Raw genomic sequence first — 15,841 nt, forward strand, 5'->3', positions numbered from 1 at the left:
GAAAAATATGGAATCAGTTTCAGATACATTCGGAATTAAAGAGGTCTTAACAACACTAGGAATAAAAGATGTAAATAAAGGAACGTCTACCGGTTCAAGTTCCTTTTCTAGTAGTACAGAACGCATTGAAAGTTACTCTCCTGTCGATGGCGAGCTTATTGGTTCGGTATTCATTACTACCAAAGATGATTACGAGAAAGTAGTCGAAACAGCTCAGGTCGCTTTTAAGACTTGGCGAAATATGCCTGCACCATTACGTGGTGAAATTGTACGTCAGTTTGGAGATAAATTACGGGAGAAAAAAGAAGCTCTTGGACTGCTTGTGTCTTACGAAATGGGGAAGAGTTATCAGGAAGGCTTGGGTGAGGTTCAGGAAATGATAGACATTTGCGATTTTGCTGTCGGACTCTCTAGGCAACTTTATGGTTTAACCATGCACTCCGAACGTCCAGGACACCGTATGTACGAGCAATATCATCCTTTAGGTATTGTTGGAGTTATTTCTGCATTTAATTTTCCAGTTGCCGTTTGGGCGTGGAATGTAGCCTTGGCATGGGTGTGTGGGGATGTTTGTATTTGGAAGCCAAGCGAGAAAACACCGTTAACCGGTATCGCTTGCCAAAATATTGCAACAGAAGTTTTTCATGCAAATAATTTGCCAGACGGTATCTCTAACTTGGTTAATGGAGATCAGCAAGTAGGTAGTTTGCTAACAAAAGACACGCGAGTGCCTTTAATTTCGGCAACCGGTTCAACCAGAATGGGAAAAATTGTGGCTCAAGATGTGGCAGCACGTTTAGGTAAATCACTTTTAGAATTGGGTGGTAATAATGCGATTATCGTAACACCAGATGCCGATGTAAAAATGACAATTATTGGAGCAGTCTTTGGAGCAGTTGGTACGTGCGGACAAAGGTGTACCTCGACACGCCGATTAATTATTCACGATAGTATGTACAATGAGGTTAAAGAGGCTTTGGTTAAAGCATACAGTCAATTAAAAATTGGAAATCCGTTAGACGAAACGAATCACGTAGGACCACTTATTGATCTAGATGCAGTAAAAACGTACAAAAATGCCTTAGTCGAAGTTGAAAAGCAAGGTGGTAAAATGCTTGTAGAAGGCGGTGTACTGGAGGGGGAAAGTTATAAAAGTGGCTGTTATGTTAAGCCTGCTATCGCAGAAGTGAAACCAGAATACAGTATTGTACAACACGAAACGTTTGCGCCTATATTATATCTATTGAAATATTCGGGCGATGTAGAAAATGCTGTACATATACAGAATAACGTGGCTCAAGGTTTGTCTTCGGCAATAATGACAAATAATTTAAGAGAGGCCGAGTTATTCTTATCTGTAAACGGTTCGGATTGTGGAATTGCTAATGTAAATATCGGAACTTCGGGAGCGGAAATTGGAGGCGCTTTTGGAGGTGAAAAAGAAACTGGTGGCGGTCGAGAATCAGGTTCTGATGCTTGGAAAGTGTATATGCGCAGACAAACAAACACTATAAATTATACCACAAACTTACCTTTAGCCCAGGGCATAAAATTCGAATTGTAGCATGCACACGTATACCCTGTAATAACTAAGTTTATGTGGTAAATATGTTATATTGTCTAAAGTGTAAAGGTGAGTATGAATGTTAGTTATATTTTACTTTTCTTAATATCCGCATGGTTTCCTTGTACAAAAGGTAAACTTCAGAACTGTAAGATTTAAGGTAAGGTTTTGCTTCTTCCAGTTTAAGAAGAGCTTCGGGGAAATTATTTAAATAACTTAATAAGTAGGTTGCAGGAAGGTTTTTAATATCGTCTTGTTCTACTGAATTAAGAGCTAATCCTTTCTTTAATTTATTAAGTATGCTATTATTGGTATTGTAAATATGATGCAAGACTTTGGGATTATATTGTGGCGGATCGAACAATAATTTTGTGTCTATATGGTAGCTTGCATTATCTTTAAAACGGATTACTGTTTCTTCTAACGGGTAGTAATTGTAGGAATTTTGAAGTCCCAAATGCACATATTCAATAATACTAAAAGAGTCTTCTGTAATGGTAATAGAGACTTCGTCTAAAGTCGAAAAAAACAACCTAACTTGTTCGTTTATAAGTTCGATGTCAACTCTAGAATAATACGTATTATTTTTTACAGTTTTACGTTGCCCGGCCCAACACACCACAAAATATTCTTTAAATACGAGGTATTCTGGATGATAGTCTTTTCTAGAATTCATAAAATCGAAAACCCCATTTAAGGTGTATTCTATATTGTTTTGAGCATGATTTTCTATCGCTTCAACAATTTTAGAATTTACATCTTTTAGCTCTATGTCGAAAGCCTTCGGCATACTTATACTGCCATCTCTAAAAAAGACGGCACCACCATAATATTTCCATATATTCTTACGAAGCGATGTAATACCGTTATTCGGACGAATGGTTACGAGTCCAACAACCTTATGATTGGGTAAGTGCGGAAATGGAATATTCTCGTATTGTACAATAGGCGGATTAGTAAGATAAGCGTTTATTAAATTCTGAATTTTACTGTCGTCGAAAAAATCGACACCAATAATTTCATTATCATCATCTTCAACCCCAATAACAATAAAAGAATTGTTCTTGGGGTTGCTGTTAGATAAGGCACAAACATGTTTTAAAAACTTTGCTTTCCCTTCTTTTTCACTAATATTAATTTTGCGCTTTTTATCGTAAAAACTATTTTCATCATTATGTGCTAATAGGTTTTTAATAAGAAGGCGCTTGTTAATCATTTTATTCTTTTTTTACAATGGTTGAATTGGCTTGAGCAGTAGGGAAAACCAGTAAATCTGCGATGTTAACATGGTATGGTCTGCTAATTACAAAGTATATGATTTCTGCAATATCTTGTGGCTGTAAAGCTTGAAAACCTTTGTAAACCGAATTGGCGATGGGGTCGCCTTTAAAGCGGACTTTAGAAAATTCGGTTTCTACCAAACCAGGGTTTACAGCACCTACTTTTATACCATACGGGTTTAAGTCTATGCGCATGCCTTCTGTAATGGCTAAAACGGCGTGTTTACTTGCGCAATATACATTCCCTTTAGGGTATACTTCTTTTCCTGCAGACGATCCTATGTTTATAATATGTCCCGACTTACGTGCTGTCATTTTCGGTATAATCGCATTGCTAACATAAAGCAGGCCTTTTACGTTTATATCCATCATCGCGTCCCAGTCTTCTGTGTCTCCAGTTTCAATAGGATCTAAACCATGAGCATTTCCCGCATTGTTTATTAAGATGTCAATGTCTGCAAACTCTTCAGGTAAAGAATTAATGGCTTCAATGGTTGCCTTCTTATCTCTAACATCAAAATTTAAAGTGTGCACATCGGTGTCTTTTTCTAATGCCTTTTTTATAATGTCTAAACGGTCTTGTCTCCTGCCACACAATATTAATTTTATATGATGTTTGGCAAATTCATGGGCAGTAGATCTTCCTATACCGCTTGTTGCCCCAGTAATTAATGCTATTTTAGTCTTCATTTTTGGTGTTATAATTCAACTATAAAAATACTTAAACGACTTTAATAAAAATAAGGTTAGAGTTGTTTTTTGTGTAAATAGCAATATTTAAAATCAAGAAGATTAGTTTTTGTCATCTAAAATCTTAATTATTGTATAATGTTTAATTTTTAACCAATTATTAACAGCGAAACACGGAAAATTTTAACAATTTGCGTGTCATTAAATTACTGACTAAAATTTAGTTTTTAAAACAAAAAATATGGATAGTACCAGTACGGTTGATATTAAATCTATCAATGAAAAGATAGAAAGAGAAAGTGCTTTTGTAGATTTACTTACGTTAGAAATGAATAAGGTAATCGTTGGACAAAAACACATGGTAGAACGTTTGCTTATCGGGTTATTAGGTCAAGGACATATTCTTTTAGAAGGGGTTCCTGGATTAGCGAAAACACTTGCTATTAATACCTTGTCTAAAGCTATCGATGGTAGTTTTAGTCGTATACAATTTACTCCAGATTTACTGCCTGCCGATGTTGTTGGTACTTTAATTTATAACATTAAAGAAAACGATTTTTCGATTAAAAAAGGACCAATTTTCGCAAACTTTGTACTAGCCGATGAGATTAACAGAGCACCTGCAAAAGTACAATCTGCTTTATTAGAGGCGATGCAAGAAAAGCAAGTGACCATTGGAGATGAAACCTTTATTTTAGATAAGCCATTTTTAGTAATGGCAACACAAAACCCGGTAGAGCAAGAAGGAACGTATCCGTTACCAGAAGCGCAAGTCGATCGTTTTATGTTGAAAACCGTTATCGATTATCCTAAATTAGATGAAGAACAACTTATTGTTCGTGCCAATCTAAGAGGGACTTACGAAAAAGTAAATCCTGTAGTTTCTGTAGCGCAAATTTTAAGAGCTCAAGAAGCTGTTCGTGAAGTGTATATGGACGAAAAAATTGAGAAATATATTCTTGATATTATTTTTGCAACACGTTACCCAGAAAAATACAGATTAGCAGATTTAAAACCTTTAATTTCTTTTGGAGCGTCGCCTCGTGGAAGTATTAACCTTGCAACCGCTGCTAAATGTTATGCTTTTATTAAGCGTCGTGGTTATGTTATTCCAGAAGATGTACGTGCTGTTGTTTACGATGTGTTACGCCATAGAATAGGAATTACTTACGAAGCAGAAGCAGAAGATGTGTCTTCGGAAGATATTATAACTAAGATTGTAAACGAAATAGAAGTGCCATAGTATTTTAATTTAAGAATGAAGAATTACGGTTTTTGATTTTATAAATCGAAAATCCACAATCGTAAATTAAAGAATGGATACTAAAGAATTACTTAAAAAAGTACGAAAAATTGAGATTAAGACACGTCGCTTGTCTAATCATATTTTTGGTGGGGAATATCATTCTACCTTCAAAGGTCGTGGTATGACTTTTAGTGAAGTGCGTCAATATCAAATTGGAGACGATGTTAGAAATATAGACTGGAATGTTACTGCGCGTTACAACGAGCCTTATATAAAAGTGTTTGAAGAAGAGCGTGAATTAACAATGATGCTTATGGTAGACGTTTCGGGTTCCGAAATGTTTGGTACAGAGCAGTTGTTTAAAAATGAAGTGGTTACCGAAATCGCTGCCACATTGGCCTTTTCTGCAACGCAAAATAACGATAAAATTGGTTTAGTCCTGTTTTCAGATACTATCGAGCTTTACATTCCGCCTAAAAAAAGTCGTTCTCATGTATTGCGTATTATTCGTGAACTTATCGAATTTAAGCCAAAAAGTAAGCAAACAAATGTTGCCGAAGCCTTTAAGTTTTTGTCTAGTGTAACAAAAAAACGAGCCATTGTTTTTGTGCTGTCCGATTTCATTTCAGAGGATTATAAGCAAACCCTTAAAATCGCGGCGAAACGTCACGATGTCACTGGAATTCGAGTGTACGATAAAAGTGAAGAAAGCATTCCTAATTTAGGAATGGTACAAATGCAAGACGAGGAAACTGGCGAGCTTATGTTGGTTAATACATCGTCTAAAACAGTGAGAGCGAATTACAGTAAATATTATCAAGATAAAGTAAACTATTATAAAGACAGTTTCGCAAAATCTGGAGCTGGATCTATAGATTGTCGTGTAGACGAAAGTTATGTAAAAAAATTACTTGGCTATTTTAAACGCAGATGATAATCTTTAATAACTTATGAAAATCATTAAATTCCCATTATTGCATCATTTTAAGAATAGCCTTTGTTTACTTCTTGTATTCAGTCTATTCTCGAGCTATTCGTATGCTCAAAATATAACTTCAGGTATAGATTCTACTTCTGTAAAAGTAGGAGCTCAAATAACGTATAAAATTGAAGTTGAAACCGATTCTACAGACTTAGTTTTGTTTATGGAAGGGCAGTCATTTACGCCTTTAGAAATGATTTATTCCTATCCTGTAGATACCGTTAAAATAGATGATAAATTTAATTTAATCAAGAAATATGGTTTAACCCAATTCGATTCCGGACATTATACCATTCCGAGTCAGAAGGTGGTTATAGGCGATAAAACATTTCAAACCGATTCTTTACAGGTTGAAATCAGGGATATTGTAGTAGACTCGACAAAGCAAGGTCTTTACGATGTTAAGCCTTTTATAGAGGTTGAAAAAATGAATAATAATTGGTGGCGATTGCCGCTATACATTTTAGTTGGTTTAATTATTTTAGGATTCATTTTGTATTGGTTCTTATGGCGAAAAAAACCGCTTACCGAAGAAGAGGAAATTGCACTTTTACCACCTTACGAACGTGCAAAATTAGCCCTTCAAAAATTAGACGATAGTCAGTTTTTAGAGCAATCAGAAATTAAAGAATATTATTCTGAGTTAACTTTAGTGCTTCGTAAGTATTTAGATGAAAAAGTTTACGATAAAGCATTAGAAAGTACAACAGACCAATTAATAAGTCGCTTACAATTACTAAAAGAAGGGAATCAAATTGATTTTAGTAAGGAGACTATTAAAAATATTGAAAGCATTTTAAAACGTGCCGATTTAGTAAAGTTTGCAAAATCTGCCCCAGATATAGAGTTGGCGGCTTTTGATAAGCAAACTATCGAAGCAGAAATCGATCATGTAAAGGAAGTGCTTCCTGAACCGGACGAAGAAGAGAAATTATTAAATCAGCAATATAAGGAGGAACAAGCCCGTAAAAAGAAGCGCAAGAAAATTATAATTTCTGTTGTCGCAGGAATCGGATTAATTGCTTTAATTTTTACAGGATTCGCGGTTAAGTATGGTTTTAATTATACTAAAGATACGCTACTACGCCACGATACTAAAGAGTTGCTAGAAGGGCAGTGGGTAAGAAGTGCTTATGGTATGCCTCCTGTTAATATTTCTACACCAGAAGTATTAAAACGATTAGAAAGCCCGGTGCCGGACGAGTTAAAAGATAAGATTCAAGTTACAAAGTTTGGTTACGGTACACTTTTAGATGTGTTTAGTGTAAATGTTACCACCCTAAAAACAGCAGCAGAAAATCCTGGACCACAACAGGGCGGACAACAAGCACAGCAAAAAACGGGCACTATAGATATAAAAGAAGCTTCGGAAAAAGCTTTAAAACAATTCGAGTTAAATAAGGTTACAGATATCACTGTTAAACAAGATAAGTTTACAACACCTAATGGTGCAGAAGGTTTAAAAACTTTTGGAAACGGGCATATTCCTGTTGGCAATTCAGATAATTACGTGCCAGGACACTATGTTATGCTTCACTTTGCATCGGAAAATGTGTTACAAGAAATTATAATTACATGGAAAAACGACGACGTTTATGCTCAAGAAATGGCAGATCGTATTGTAAATTCCGTAGAACTAAATAAAGCAGAATAATGTTTGAGGGTATAGAGTTTTTAAACAAAGAATTATTCTGGTTGTTATTATTACTACCACTGGCTATACTGTGGTATGTATTTAAGCAGAATAAGCAAAATGCCGAACTAAAAATGTCGAGCATTAAAGGGTTTAAAGTAACCAATTCTTGGTTGCCTAAGTTAAGGCATCTTCTTTTTGCATTGCGATTACTAGCCTTAGGGTTGCTCATTACAGCTTTGGCTAGACCGAGAACTGTAGATGTGTCATCGCGTACAAAAACTACAAAAGGTATCGATATTGTTATGGCCATAGATGTTTCGGCGAGTATGTTGGCGAAAGATTTAAAGCCAAACAGGTTGGAGGCTTTAAAAGACGTCGCCGCAGATTTTATTAAAGAACGCCCTAATGATAGAATAGGTCTGGTAGAATACGCCGGAGAAAGTTTTACAAGAACACCTATTACTAGCGATAAAGGCATTGTTATTAGATCTTTAAACGATATTAAATATAATAATATTATTGAAGGAGGAACCGCAATTGGAATGGGGTTAGCCACGTCTGTAAATAGATTAAAAGACAGTAAAGCCAAAAGTAAAGTGATAATTTTACTTACCGATGGGGTTAATAATTCAGGGTTTATAGATCCTAAAATCGCTAGTGAAATGGCGGTAGAGTTTGGTATCAAAACGTACACCATCGGATTGGGATCTAACGGGATGGCATTGTCGCCAATTGGCATTTTGCCAAATGGAAGTTTTCAATATGGTCGTGTTCAGGTCGAGATAGACGAGGCGCTTTTAGAAGAAATTGCCACGGTTACTGGTGGTAAATATTTTAGAGCTACCGATAATCAGAAACTAGAAGAGATTTACAAAGAGATTAATAAATTAGAAAAAACAGATGTAGAAGAATTCAAGTTTTATAATTACGAAGAAAAATACCGTCCGTTATTATTGTTGGCTGGTATGTTATTATTGCTTGAAATTTTATTACGATCTACCTTATTTAAAAGTTTTATATAATAGATGTTTCAATTAGAAGAAAAAATATGGTTTTGGGCATTGTGCGTCATTCCGGTGATTATTGTCATCTATTTGATGCTTCAATTATGGAAACGCCACACTCAGAAAAAGTTTGCCGATAAGGCATTGCTAAAACGTTTAAGTCCGAATCGTTCGGTGTTTAAATCGGTTTTAAAACTCGTAATAATATGTCTTGTTTTTGCGTCTTTAGTTATGGCTTTGGTAAATCCTAAGGTGGGGACTAAGTTAGAAACTGTAAAGCGAGAAGGGGTAGATATTGTTTTTGCTGTAGACGTCTCTAAGAGTATGTTGGCCGAAGATATTGCGCCTAATAGAATAGAAAAAGCCAAGCAATTGGTAACCCAAATAATAAATAATTTAGCGAGCGACCGTGTAGGAATTATTGCCTATGCAGGAAAAGCATTTCCGCAATTACCTATTACTACAGATTATGCTTCGGCAAAAATGTTCCTTCAGAATATGAATACAGATATGATGTCTTCTCAAGGTACAGCCATTAACGAAGCGATAAATCTGGCTAAAACGTATTACGACGATGCCGAGCAAACTAATCGTGTATTAATTATTATTTCGGATGGTGAAGACCATAGTGAAGTTGCTGCTAAAGTGGCCGAAGAAGCCGCCGAAGAGGGGATTAGAATCTTTACTATTGGTGTGGGAGATGTAAAAGGTGGACCAATTCCTATTAAACGAAATGGCGTTGTTATGAATTATAAAAAGGATAGCAATGGCGAGACGGTAATTACGCGTTTAAATGAGGAAACACTTAAAAATATTGCAAGTGAAGCCAATGGGGTTTATATAAATGGTAGACAAACAAGTGTTGTTGTAGATGAGATCCGAGATATCTTAAACGGCATGGACAAAACCGAGTTTGAAGCGAAACAAATCGCCGATTTTAAATCTCAATTTCAGTGGTTTATTGCGCTTGCAATTTTATTGTTGTTTTTAGATATTTTCTTACTAAACCGTAAGACAGGCTGGTTAAAGAAATTGAACTTATTTAACGAAAACTTATGATAGAAAAAGTTGAAAAAGTGTTAATATTCGGTAATTCAGGAAAAGTTATTATGAAACCTATTGTATTAATTTTTATCGCATTTTTTACATTGTCGTCTGTAGGGCAAGATGATAATGAAGCGCTTATTGAAGCTAAAAGATTAGCAAATAATTTTGTTTTTGAAGGCAATGAAAAAATTCAAGAAGAGGATTATATCGCGGCTGAAATGGAATATAGAAAAGCCATTTCTGAAGAGGAATCTAATGTTTCAGGAATATATAATCTGGGAACAACTTATTTTAAAAAGGGAAATCTAGAAGAGTCTTTATTTCGTTTACAGCAAGCGGCAAGTAAAGCTACCGATCGGGGTGAAAAACATAAGGCATACCATAATATCGGAAATATATTAATGCAGAATAAGCAGTGTAAGGAAGCTGTCGAGGCTTATAAAAATGCCTTGAGAAACGATCCTTCAGACGAAGAGACACGTTACAATTTTGGTTTAGCTAAAGAGTGTGCAAAAGAGCAGGAAGAGCAAAACGAAAATAACGAAGACGATCAAGAAGATAATAAAGATCAGAATCAGGACGATCAAGATCAGAACGAAGACCAGAACAAGGATCAGGACGATCAAAAAGATCAAGATAAACAGGACGAAGGAGACAATAAGGATCAGGATAAGAAAGACGAGGGAGATCAGGATAAAGATGAAGGCGACCAAGAAGAAAATGAAGATGGAAAGCCTAAAGATGATAAGCAAGATGAAGGGCAAGGGGATCAAGACAAAAAAGAGCAACCCCAACAGCCAAAGCCTCAGCAAGGGCAAATGTCGCCACAACAAATTAAAAACTTGTTAGAAGCGATGAACAATCAAGAACAAAAAGTTCAGGAAAAGATGAATGCTGAAAAGCAAAAAGGAGAACGTATTCAAACCGATAAGGATTGGTAATTTGTTTTGAGAATATATTTAAAAATGAAAAGTATTAAACAAATAGTTGCAATTTTAGTTTTACTTATCTCCAGCGTAACCTTTGCACAGGTTAAGTTTGAGGCTAAAGTAAGTAAGACAAAATTGGGTATAAATGAACGTTTACGCGTCGATTTTGAAATGAATAAGGATGGCGATAATTTTAATCCGCCAAGCTTTTCCAATTTCAATGTTGTGGGTGGTCCAAATCAATCGGTGAGTAAATCGTGGGTTAATGGAGTGTCTCAATTTTCTAAAACGTATTCTTATTTTTTAGCACCAAAAAGTCAGGGAACATTTACATTAAGTCAAGCTACTATCGAAATTGGTGGCGAAGTGTATAAAACCTCACCAGTAAAAATTACGGTTACTTCTGCAGTTAGTAAACCGCGAGATGGTAATAATGCCGATTATGTAGCTTCAGAAAATATTCATTTGGTTGCAGAGGTTTCAAAGGCAAATCCATATTTAAATGAAGCCATTACTGTGGTATACAAATTATATGTATCTCCTAATACCGGAGTTAGTAATTGGCGAGAAATAGATAATCCGAAGTATAGCGATTTCTGGAGTCAGAATATAGATATCAAAGGTTTACAAGTTAAGAACGGAACCTACAAGGGCGAAGATTACCGTTATGTAGAGTTGCGTAAAACAGTATTATATCCGCAAAAAACAGGAAAACTTAAAATTGAACCTTTAAGTTTAGACATTACAGTAGATGTGCCTACAAACAGACGAGATATTTTTGGAGGTCGTTTAATGACGCAAGTTCATAAAACAGTTTCTGCAGGAGAGCGTACAATAAACGTAAAACAACTTCCTGAAGCAGGCAGACCAGACGATTTTACAGGTGCAGTAGGGGATTACGATTTTAAAGTAATAACGTCTAAAACCGAATTAAAAGCATCGGAATCTTTAAATTTAAATGTTGAGGTTTCAGGAAACGGAAACTTAAAATTATTTGAATTACCAAAGGTTAACTTGCCGAGTTCTTTAGAGGTTTACGAACCAGAACATAGCGAAAATGTAAGAACGAATTTAGGCGGTATGCAAGGGCGTGTTTCTGATAGTTATACGGTAGTGCCTCAGTTTAAAGGAAAGTATCCAATACCTAGTATTTCCTTTTCTTATTTCGATCTTAAGACAGAATCGTACAAGCGTATTTCATCAGAAGAAATTGTGGTAGATGTAACTCAAGGACCAAATAATACAGTTGCCGAAACACATCCATCTGCTATAAATGATGGTAAGCAACCTGTGGTTCTAAATAAAGATCACTTTGCGTTTATTAAAACAAAAACGGATTTAGAACCTGCTGAAAAATCGTACTTCTTTAAATCTAAATTATTCTGGACGTCATTATTAGTTCCCTTTTTAATGATACCGTTAGCCTTGGTTTTTAGAAGACAAAAAGCGGTTAGAGATGCCGATGTTACTGGAAATAGAATACGAAAAGCAGATAAGCTGGCGAAGAAATATCTTGGCGCGGCTAAAAAAGCACTAGGTCAAAAAGAAGCCTTTTATGTAGCGTTAGAAAAAGCTCTTCATAATTACTTAAAAGCTAAATTAAATATTGAAACTGGAGATTTAAGTAAAGATAAAATACAGGCCTTGTTACAGGATAAGGGTGTAGAACAATCTGTTATTTTACAGTTTACCTCTATATTAGAAAGTTGTGAGTTGGCTCGTTATACGCCATCTACTAAAGTTACCATGCAACAGGATTATGATAAGGCCGCAAGTGCCATTTCATTAATTGATAAACAAATACGTTAAGATGAAATCAATTTTATACCTAATAATGGTTTTGTTAAGCAGTTTAACTTTTGCTCAAGATAATGCACTCTTCGAGCAAGGTAATACGCTTTATAACGAAGGGAAATATGCCGAGGCGATAGATAAATATCAGGCTATTTTAGATAGCGGGTATCACTCTAGTGAATTGTTTTTTAATATTGGAAATGCGCACTATAAACTAAATCATGTAGGGCCAAGTATATATTACTTCGAAAAGGCACTGCAGTTAGCACCAAACGATAAGGATATTAAGAATAATATTGCTTACGCTAGAAATATGACTATAGATGCCATAGATGTCGTTCCGGAGGTTGGTATTGCAAAACTGTTTAATAGTATTACCAATGTTTTAAGTTTCGACGGTTGGGCCATTACAACAGTAGTGTTGTTTATTCTTTTTGTAATTTTATTTATAAGCTATTCGTTTTCAGAATATACAAACAGTAAACGTGCTGCTTTTTCCAGCGGAATAGTCGTGTTATGCCTAGGTTTTTTAACTTTGTTTTTTGCATTTCATGAATTTAATTTAATGAAGAAGGATAATCCTGCAATTATTTTCGTTCAGGAAAGTCAAGTGAATAACGAACCTAATTTAAGTAGTCAGGAAGCCTTTAAATTACACGAAGGTACCAAGGTACAAGTGTTAGATACTGTTAATAATTGGAAAAAAATAAAATTGTCCGACGGAAAAACTGGTTGGATTTCTAGTGCGGATATTAAAGTCTTATAACTATATTAGCCGATATTTAGAATTTGTATTCATTAATAAAGTATATGCCTAAAACCTTTATCTCTATATTATTTACTATGATTTTTGCGATGCTAGTTTCGGCACCAACAATCATATCTGTATTGGATAAAGATGTAGATGTATCGATGTTTTACAATATAGCCGAAGAAGAGAATAGTAAGGAAACGGTAAAACTTTATGAATTAGAATTAAAATCACATCCAGCTTTAAACGATTTAATTGGTTACTCAGACCATGATAATACATGTAGTTTTTATCTTAATATAAATTCTCAATTCGAATTAGATAATTTTTCCCCACCCCCAGAAGTACACATAATATAATACGTTTTAACAGTCTGACCTTTAGTTGTTAGACTGCATATTTATTTTAAATATTAAAGCAAATTTTTATTATGTTTAAAACATTAAAAAATGATTTTCCGGCAAGTGTTGTCGTGTTTTTCGTGGCTTTACCTTTATGTTTAGGTATTGCTTTGGCGAGTGGAGCGCCGTTGTTCTCTGGAGTAATTGCAGGGATAATAGGAGGTATAGTAGTAGGATTTTTAAGTGGCTCTAAAATTGGAGTGAGCGGACCGGCAGCAGGATTGGCTGCAATTGTTTTAACTGCCATTGGTACATTAGGAGGTTATCAAAACTTTTTAGTAGCAGTCGTTTTAGCAGGTATTATTCAAATTATTTTTGGAGTTTTAAAGGCCGGTGTTATTGCATATTATTTCCCTTCTTCCGTTATTAAGGGGATGCTTACGGGTATAGGTATTATAATTATATTAAAACAAATTCCAAACTTCTTTGGTTACGACGAGCAATCGTCTTGGGATTTCGAATTCTTCGAGATCGATGGAGGAAATACATTCTCAGAACTTTTCAATATTATTAATAATGTACATCCTGGAGCTGCTTTAATAGGAGTTATTAGTTTAGCGATTTTATTGTTATGGGATAATGTATTAGCTAAAAAAAGTAAAATCTTTACGGTTATTCAAGGGCCTTTTGTCGCTGTAGTTTTAGGGATTGTGTATTATAATGTAACCAAAGGTCACGATATATTATCTATAGGCCAAAGCCATATGGTTAATGTACCTGTACCAGAAGATGCAACTTCTTTTTTCAATCAGTTTAGTTTTCCAAATTTTAGTGCAATTACAGATCATGGGGTGTGGATTGTTGCTTTTACAATAGCGTTAGTCGCCAGTTTAGAGACATTGTTATGTGTCGAGGCATCAGATAAGATAGATCCAGATAAAAATGTAACACCAACCAATAGAGAGTTATTGGCCCAAGGTATTGGTAACATCGCTTCTGGTTTAATTGGTGGTTTGCCAATCACTCAAGTAATTGTTAGAAGTTCTGCAAATGTGCAGTCTGGTGGTAAAAGTAAATTATCAACCATTTTACACGGATTTTTGTTATTAATTTCTGTTATTTTAATTCCGACGTTGTTAAATATGATTCCTTTGGCTGTTTTAGCGGCAATTCTTTTAATTGTAGGTTATAAATTAGCGAAGCCTGTTTTATTTAAACAAATGATTGCTTTAGGTTGGAAACAATCAGTACCATTTTTTGTGACTATAATAGGTATTGTTTTTACCGATTTATTAGTGGGTATAGGAATGGGACTTGGTGTAGGGATTGTAATTATCTTGTTAAAGAGCTATCAAAACTCTCACTTCCTTAATATGGAAGATAAAAGTAATGGAAAGCCTAAGGTTAAAATGACTTTAGCAGAAGAAGTAACCTTCTTTAATAAAGGTGCTATTTTAAAAGAATTAGATCGTTTACCTGATAATTCGAGTTTAGAGCTAAACCTATTAAAAACGCGTTACTTGGATTACGATATTATTGAAATTCTTGAGGATTTTACACATAAAGCAAAGGAAAAAAATATAGATATTACTTTAATTTCTAAGCGTGGTGTGGTAGAAAATCCAGAGAGTTATATTGCATTCTTTAAAGAACGTCCTAAGTCTAATATAAGTTTAAGCTAAACATTAGACGGGACTTAAAGCACATAAATGTGCAAAATATTATACTTTTAGGAGTATTTAATTACAGTATTCCAGCGTTTAAAAAGTATAAAAAACAAACTATATTAGGGTTGTTAAATCAACCATAAAAAAAGGGATATAAAATCTCTTGATTAAATTTAATAGAATTATAAAAACATAAGTTATGGTATTAAAAAATGTATTTAAGAATAACGAAAAGTGGATTAAAGATAAATTAGCTGGTAACGAAAATTATTTCGAAGATTTACGTCACGGGCAAACTCCAGAATTTTTATATATCGGGTGTTCAGACAGTCGTGTAGATGCAGAAGGATTAATGGGATTAGAACTAGGACAAGTTTTTGTACACAGAAACATTGCGAATATGGTGCCTAATACCGATTTAAATGTTATGTCTGTTGTAGACTACGCTGTAGATCATTTAAAAGTAAATCACGTAGTGGTTTGTGGTCATTATGGTTGTGGTGGTGTTAAAGCCGCGATGCAATCTGCAGATTTAGGTTTATTAAATCCATGGTTAAGAAACATTAGAGATGTATATCGTATTCATGCAGACGAGTTAAATGCGATTGAAGATGAAGACAAAAGGTATAATAAGTTAATCGAACTAAACGTTCAAGAGCAATGTGTTAACCTTATTAAAACATCTGCAGTTCAAAAAGCGATACGTAATAGAGAGATGCAAGTTCACGGATGGGTTTTCGATATTCATACAGGAAAATTAATTGATCTGAAAATTGATTTCGATGCTATCTTACAAAACATCAGACAGATTTATCATTTAGATTAATCCGTTTTTTTAATCAAAAATTAAAAAAGCCACTCATATATCGAGTGGCTTTTTTTGTCAAACGAAAATAAATAAAACAAATGA

Annotated in this window: 14 protein-coding genes; 12 read left to right on the forward strand and 2 right to left on the reverse strand. The window is 34.7% G+C overall.

From position 1 onward, the window contains the following. Positions 1–7: 7 nt before the first annotated feature. Complete coding sequence (amaB, locus tag ACKC83_RS05615) at positions 8–1,564, forward strand: L-piperidine-6-carboxylate dehydrogenase (protein WP_434037323.1); 1,557 nt, start codon at positions 8–10, stop codon at positions 1,562–1,564. 82 nt (positions 1,565–1,646) lie between these two features. Here the strand turns inward: amaB and ACKC83_RS05620 are convergent, their stop codons facing one another. Together ACKC83_RS05620 and ACKC83_RS05625 are read right to left on the reverse strand one after the other, a co-directional pair. After that, positions 1,647–2,780 carry an ATP-binding protein gene (locus tag ACKC83_RS05620; protein WP_414035752.1) on the reverse strand — a complete coding sequence of 378 codons (1,134 nt, stop codon included), beginning with the start codon at positions 2,778–2,780 and terminating at the stop codon, positions 1,647–1,649. A gap of 1 nt (position 2,781) precedes the next feature. Beyond that, entirely contained in the window at positions 2,782–3,534 is a 753-nt protein-coding gene (locus tag ACKC83_RS05625; RefSeq protein WP_434037324.1) for an SDR family NAD(P)-dependent oxidoreductase, read from the reverse strand. Between the two features lie 241 nt (positions 3,535–3,775). On the opposite strand from ACKC83_RS05625, the gene ACKC83_RS05630 reads away from it, so the two are divergent. The 11 genes from ACKC83_RS05630 (at position 3,776) to ACKC83_RS05680 (ending at position 15,757) form a co-directional block, all read left to right on the forward strand. Then, positions 3,776–4,777, forward strand: a complete 1,002-nt coding sequence (locus ACKC83_RS05630) for an AAA family ATPase (protein WP_414035750.1) — start codon at positions 3,776–3,778, stop codon at positions 4,775–4,777. Positions 4,778–4,850: 73 nt separating this feature from the next. Further along, on the forward strand, positions 4,851–5,714 hold the full coding sequence (locus tag ACKC83_RS05635) for a DUF58 domain-containing protein (RefSeq protein WP_434037325.1): 864 nt from the start codon (positions 4,851–4,853) through the stop codon (positions 5,712–5,714). 16 nt (positions 5,715–5,730) lie between these two features. Further along, complete coding sequence (locus tag ACKC83_RS05640) at positions 5,731–7,416, forward strand: hypothetical protein (protein WP_434037326.1); 1,686 nt, start codon at positions 5,731–5,733, stop codon at positions 7,414–7,416. After that, positions 7,416–8,420, forward strand: a complete 1,005-nt coding sequence (locus tag ACKC83_RS05645; protein WP_434037327.1) for a vWA domain-containing protein — start codon at positions 7,416–7,418, stop codon at positions 8,418–8,420. Before ACKC83_RS05640 ends, ACKC83_RS05645 begins: the two co-directional genes overlap by 1 nt. A gap of 3 nt (positions 8,421–8,423) precedes the next feature. Further along, positions 8,424–9,461 (forward strand): vWA domain-containing protein, encoded by a 1,038-nt coding sequence (locus ACKC83_RS05650; protein WP_434037328.1) that lies wholly within the window; start codon positions 8,424–8,426, stop codon positions 9,459–9,461. Further along, a complete protein-coding gene (locus tag ACKC83_RS05655; RefSeq protein WP_434037329.1) occupies positions 9,458–10,390 on the forward strand; it encodes a tetratricopeptide repeat protein in 933 nt (310 codons plus the stop codon). The genes ACKC83_RS05650 and ACKC83_RS05655 overlap by 4 nt, the downstream gene beginning before the upstream one ends. A gap of 24 nt (positions 10,391–10,414) precedes the next feature. After that, positions 10,415–12,187 (forward strand): BatD family protein, encoded by a 1,773-nt coding sequence (locus ACKC83_RS05660; RefSeq protein ID WP_434037330.1) that lies wholly within the window; start codon positions 10,415–10,417, stop codon positions 12,185–12,187. Position 12,188: 1 nt separating this feature from the next. After that, positions 12,189–12,938: a tetratricopeptide repeat protein gene (locus ACKC83_RS05665; protein ID WP_414035743.1), complete on the forward strand. Its 750-nt coding sequence runs from the start codon at positions 12,189–12,191 to the stop codon at positions 12,936–12,938. A 44-nt stretch (positions 12,939–12,982) separates the two neighbouring features. Further along, positions 12,983–13,282 (forward strand): hypothetical protein, encoded by a 300-nt coding sequence (locus ACKC83_RS05670; RefSeq protein WP_414035742.1) that lies wholly within the window; start codon positions 12,983–12,985, stop codon positions 13,280–13,282. Positions 13,283–13,353: 71 nt separating this feature from the next. Then, complete coding sequence (locus tag ACKC83_RS05675) at positions 13,354–14,946, forward strand: SulP family inorganic anion transporter (protein ID WP_414035741.1); 1,593 nt, start codon at positions 13,354–13,356, stop codon at positions 14,944–14,946. 184 nt (positions 14,947–15,130) lie between these two features. Next, positions 15,131–15,757 (forward strand): carbonic anhydrase, encoded by a 627-nt coding sequence (locus tag ACKC83_RS05680; RefSeq protein WP_414035740.1) that lies wholly within the window; start codon positions 15,131–15,133, stop codon positions 15,755–15,757. The last annotated feature ends 84 nt before the right edge of the window (positions 15,758–15,841 follow it).

The organism is Formosa bonchosmolovskayae (genome assembly GCF_051016085.1).
Classification (GTDB): domain Bacteria; phylum Bacteroidota; class Bacteroidia; order Flavobacteriales; family Flavobacteriaceae; genus Formosa.

Coding starts and splice junctions, on each gene's coding strand:
- ACKC83_RS05670 (WP_414035742.1), top strand. CDS start 12,983: ATGCCTAAAACCTTTATCTCTATATTATTTACTATGATTTTTGCGATG.
- ACKC83_RS05630 (WP_414035750.1), top strand. CDS start 3,776: ATGGATAGTACCAGTACGGTTGATATTAAATCTATCAATGAAAAGATA.
- ACKC83_RS05625 (WP_434037324.1), bottom strand. CDS start 3,534: ATGAAGACTAAAATAGCATTAATTACTGGGGCAACAAGCGGTATAGGA.
- ACKC83_RS05650 (WP_434037328.1), top strand. CDS start 8,424: ATGTTTCAATTAGAAGAAAAAATATGGTTTTGGGCATTGTGCGTCATT.
- ACKC83_RS05635 (WP_434037325.1), top strand. CDS start 4,851: ATGGATACTAAAGAATTACTTAAAAAAGTACGAAAAATTGAGATTAAG.
- ACKC83_RS05665 (WP_414035743.1), top strand. CDS start 12,189: ATGAAATCAATTTTATACCTAATAATGGTTTTGTTAAGCAGTTTAACT.
- ACKC83_RS05660 (WP_434037330.1), top strand. CDS start 10,415: ATGAAAAGTATTAAACAAATAGTTGCAATTTTAGTTTTACTTATCTCC.
- ACKC83_RS05620 (WP_414035752.1), bottom strand. CDS start 2,780: ATGATTAACAAGCGCCTTCTTATTAAAAACCTATTAGCACATAATGAT.
- amaB (WP_434037323.1), top strand. CDS start 8: ATGGAATCAGTTTCAGATACATTCGGAATTAAAGAGGTCTTAACAACA.
- ACKC83_RS05645 (WP_434037327.1), top strand. CDS start 7,416: ATGTTTGAGGGTATAGAGTTTTTAAACAAAGAATTATTCTGGTTGTTA.
- ACKC83_RS05655 (WP_434037329.1), top strand. CDS start 9,458: ATGATAGAAAAAGTTGAAAAAGTGTTAATATTCGGTAATTCAGGAAAA.
- ACKC83_RS05640 (WP_434037326.1), top strand. CDS start 5,731: ATGAAAATCATTAAATTCCCATTATTGCATCATTTTAAGAATAGCCTT.
- ACKC83_RS05680 (WP_414035740.1), top strand. CDS start 15,131: ATGGTATTAAAAAATGTATTTAAGAATAACGAAAAGTGGATTAAAGAT.
- ACKC83_RS05675 (WP_414035741.1), top strand. CDS start 13,354: ATGTTTAAAACATTAAAAAATGATTTTCCGGCAAGTGTTGTCGTGTTT.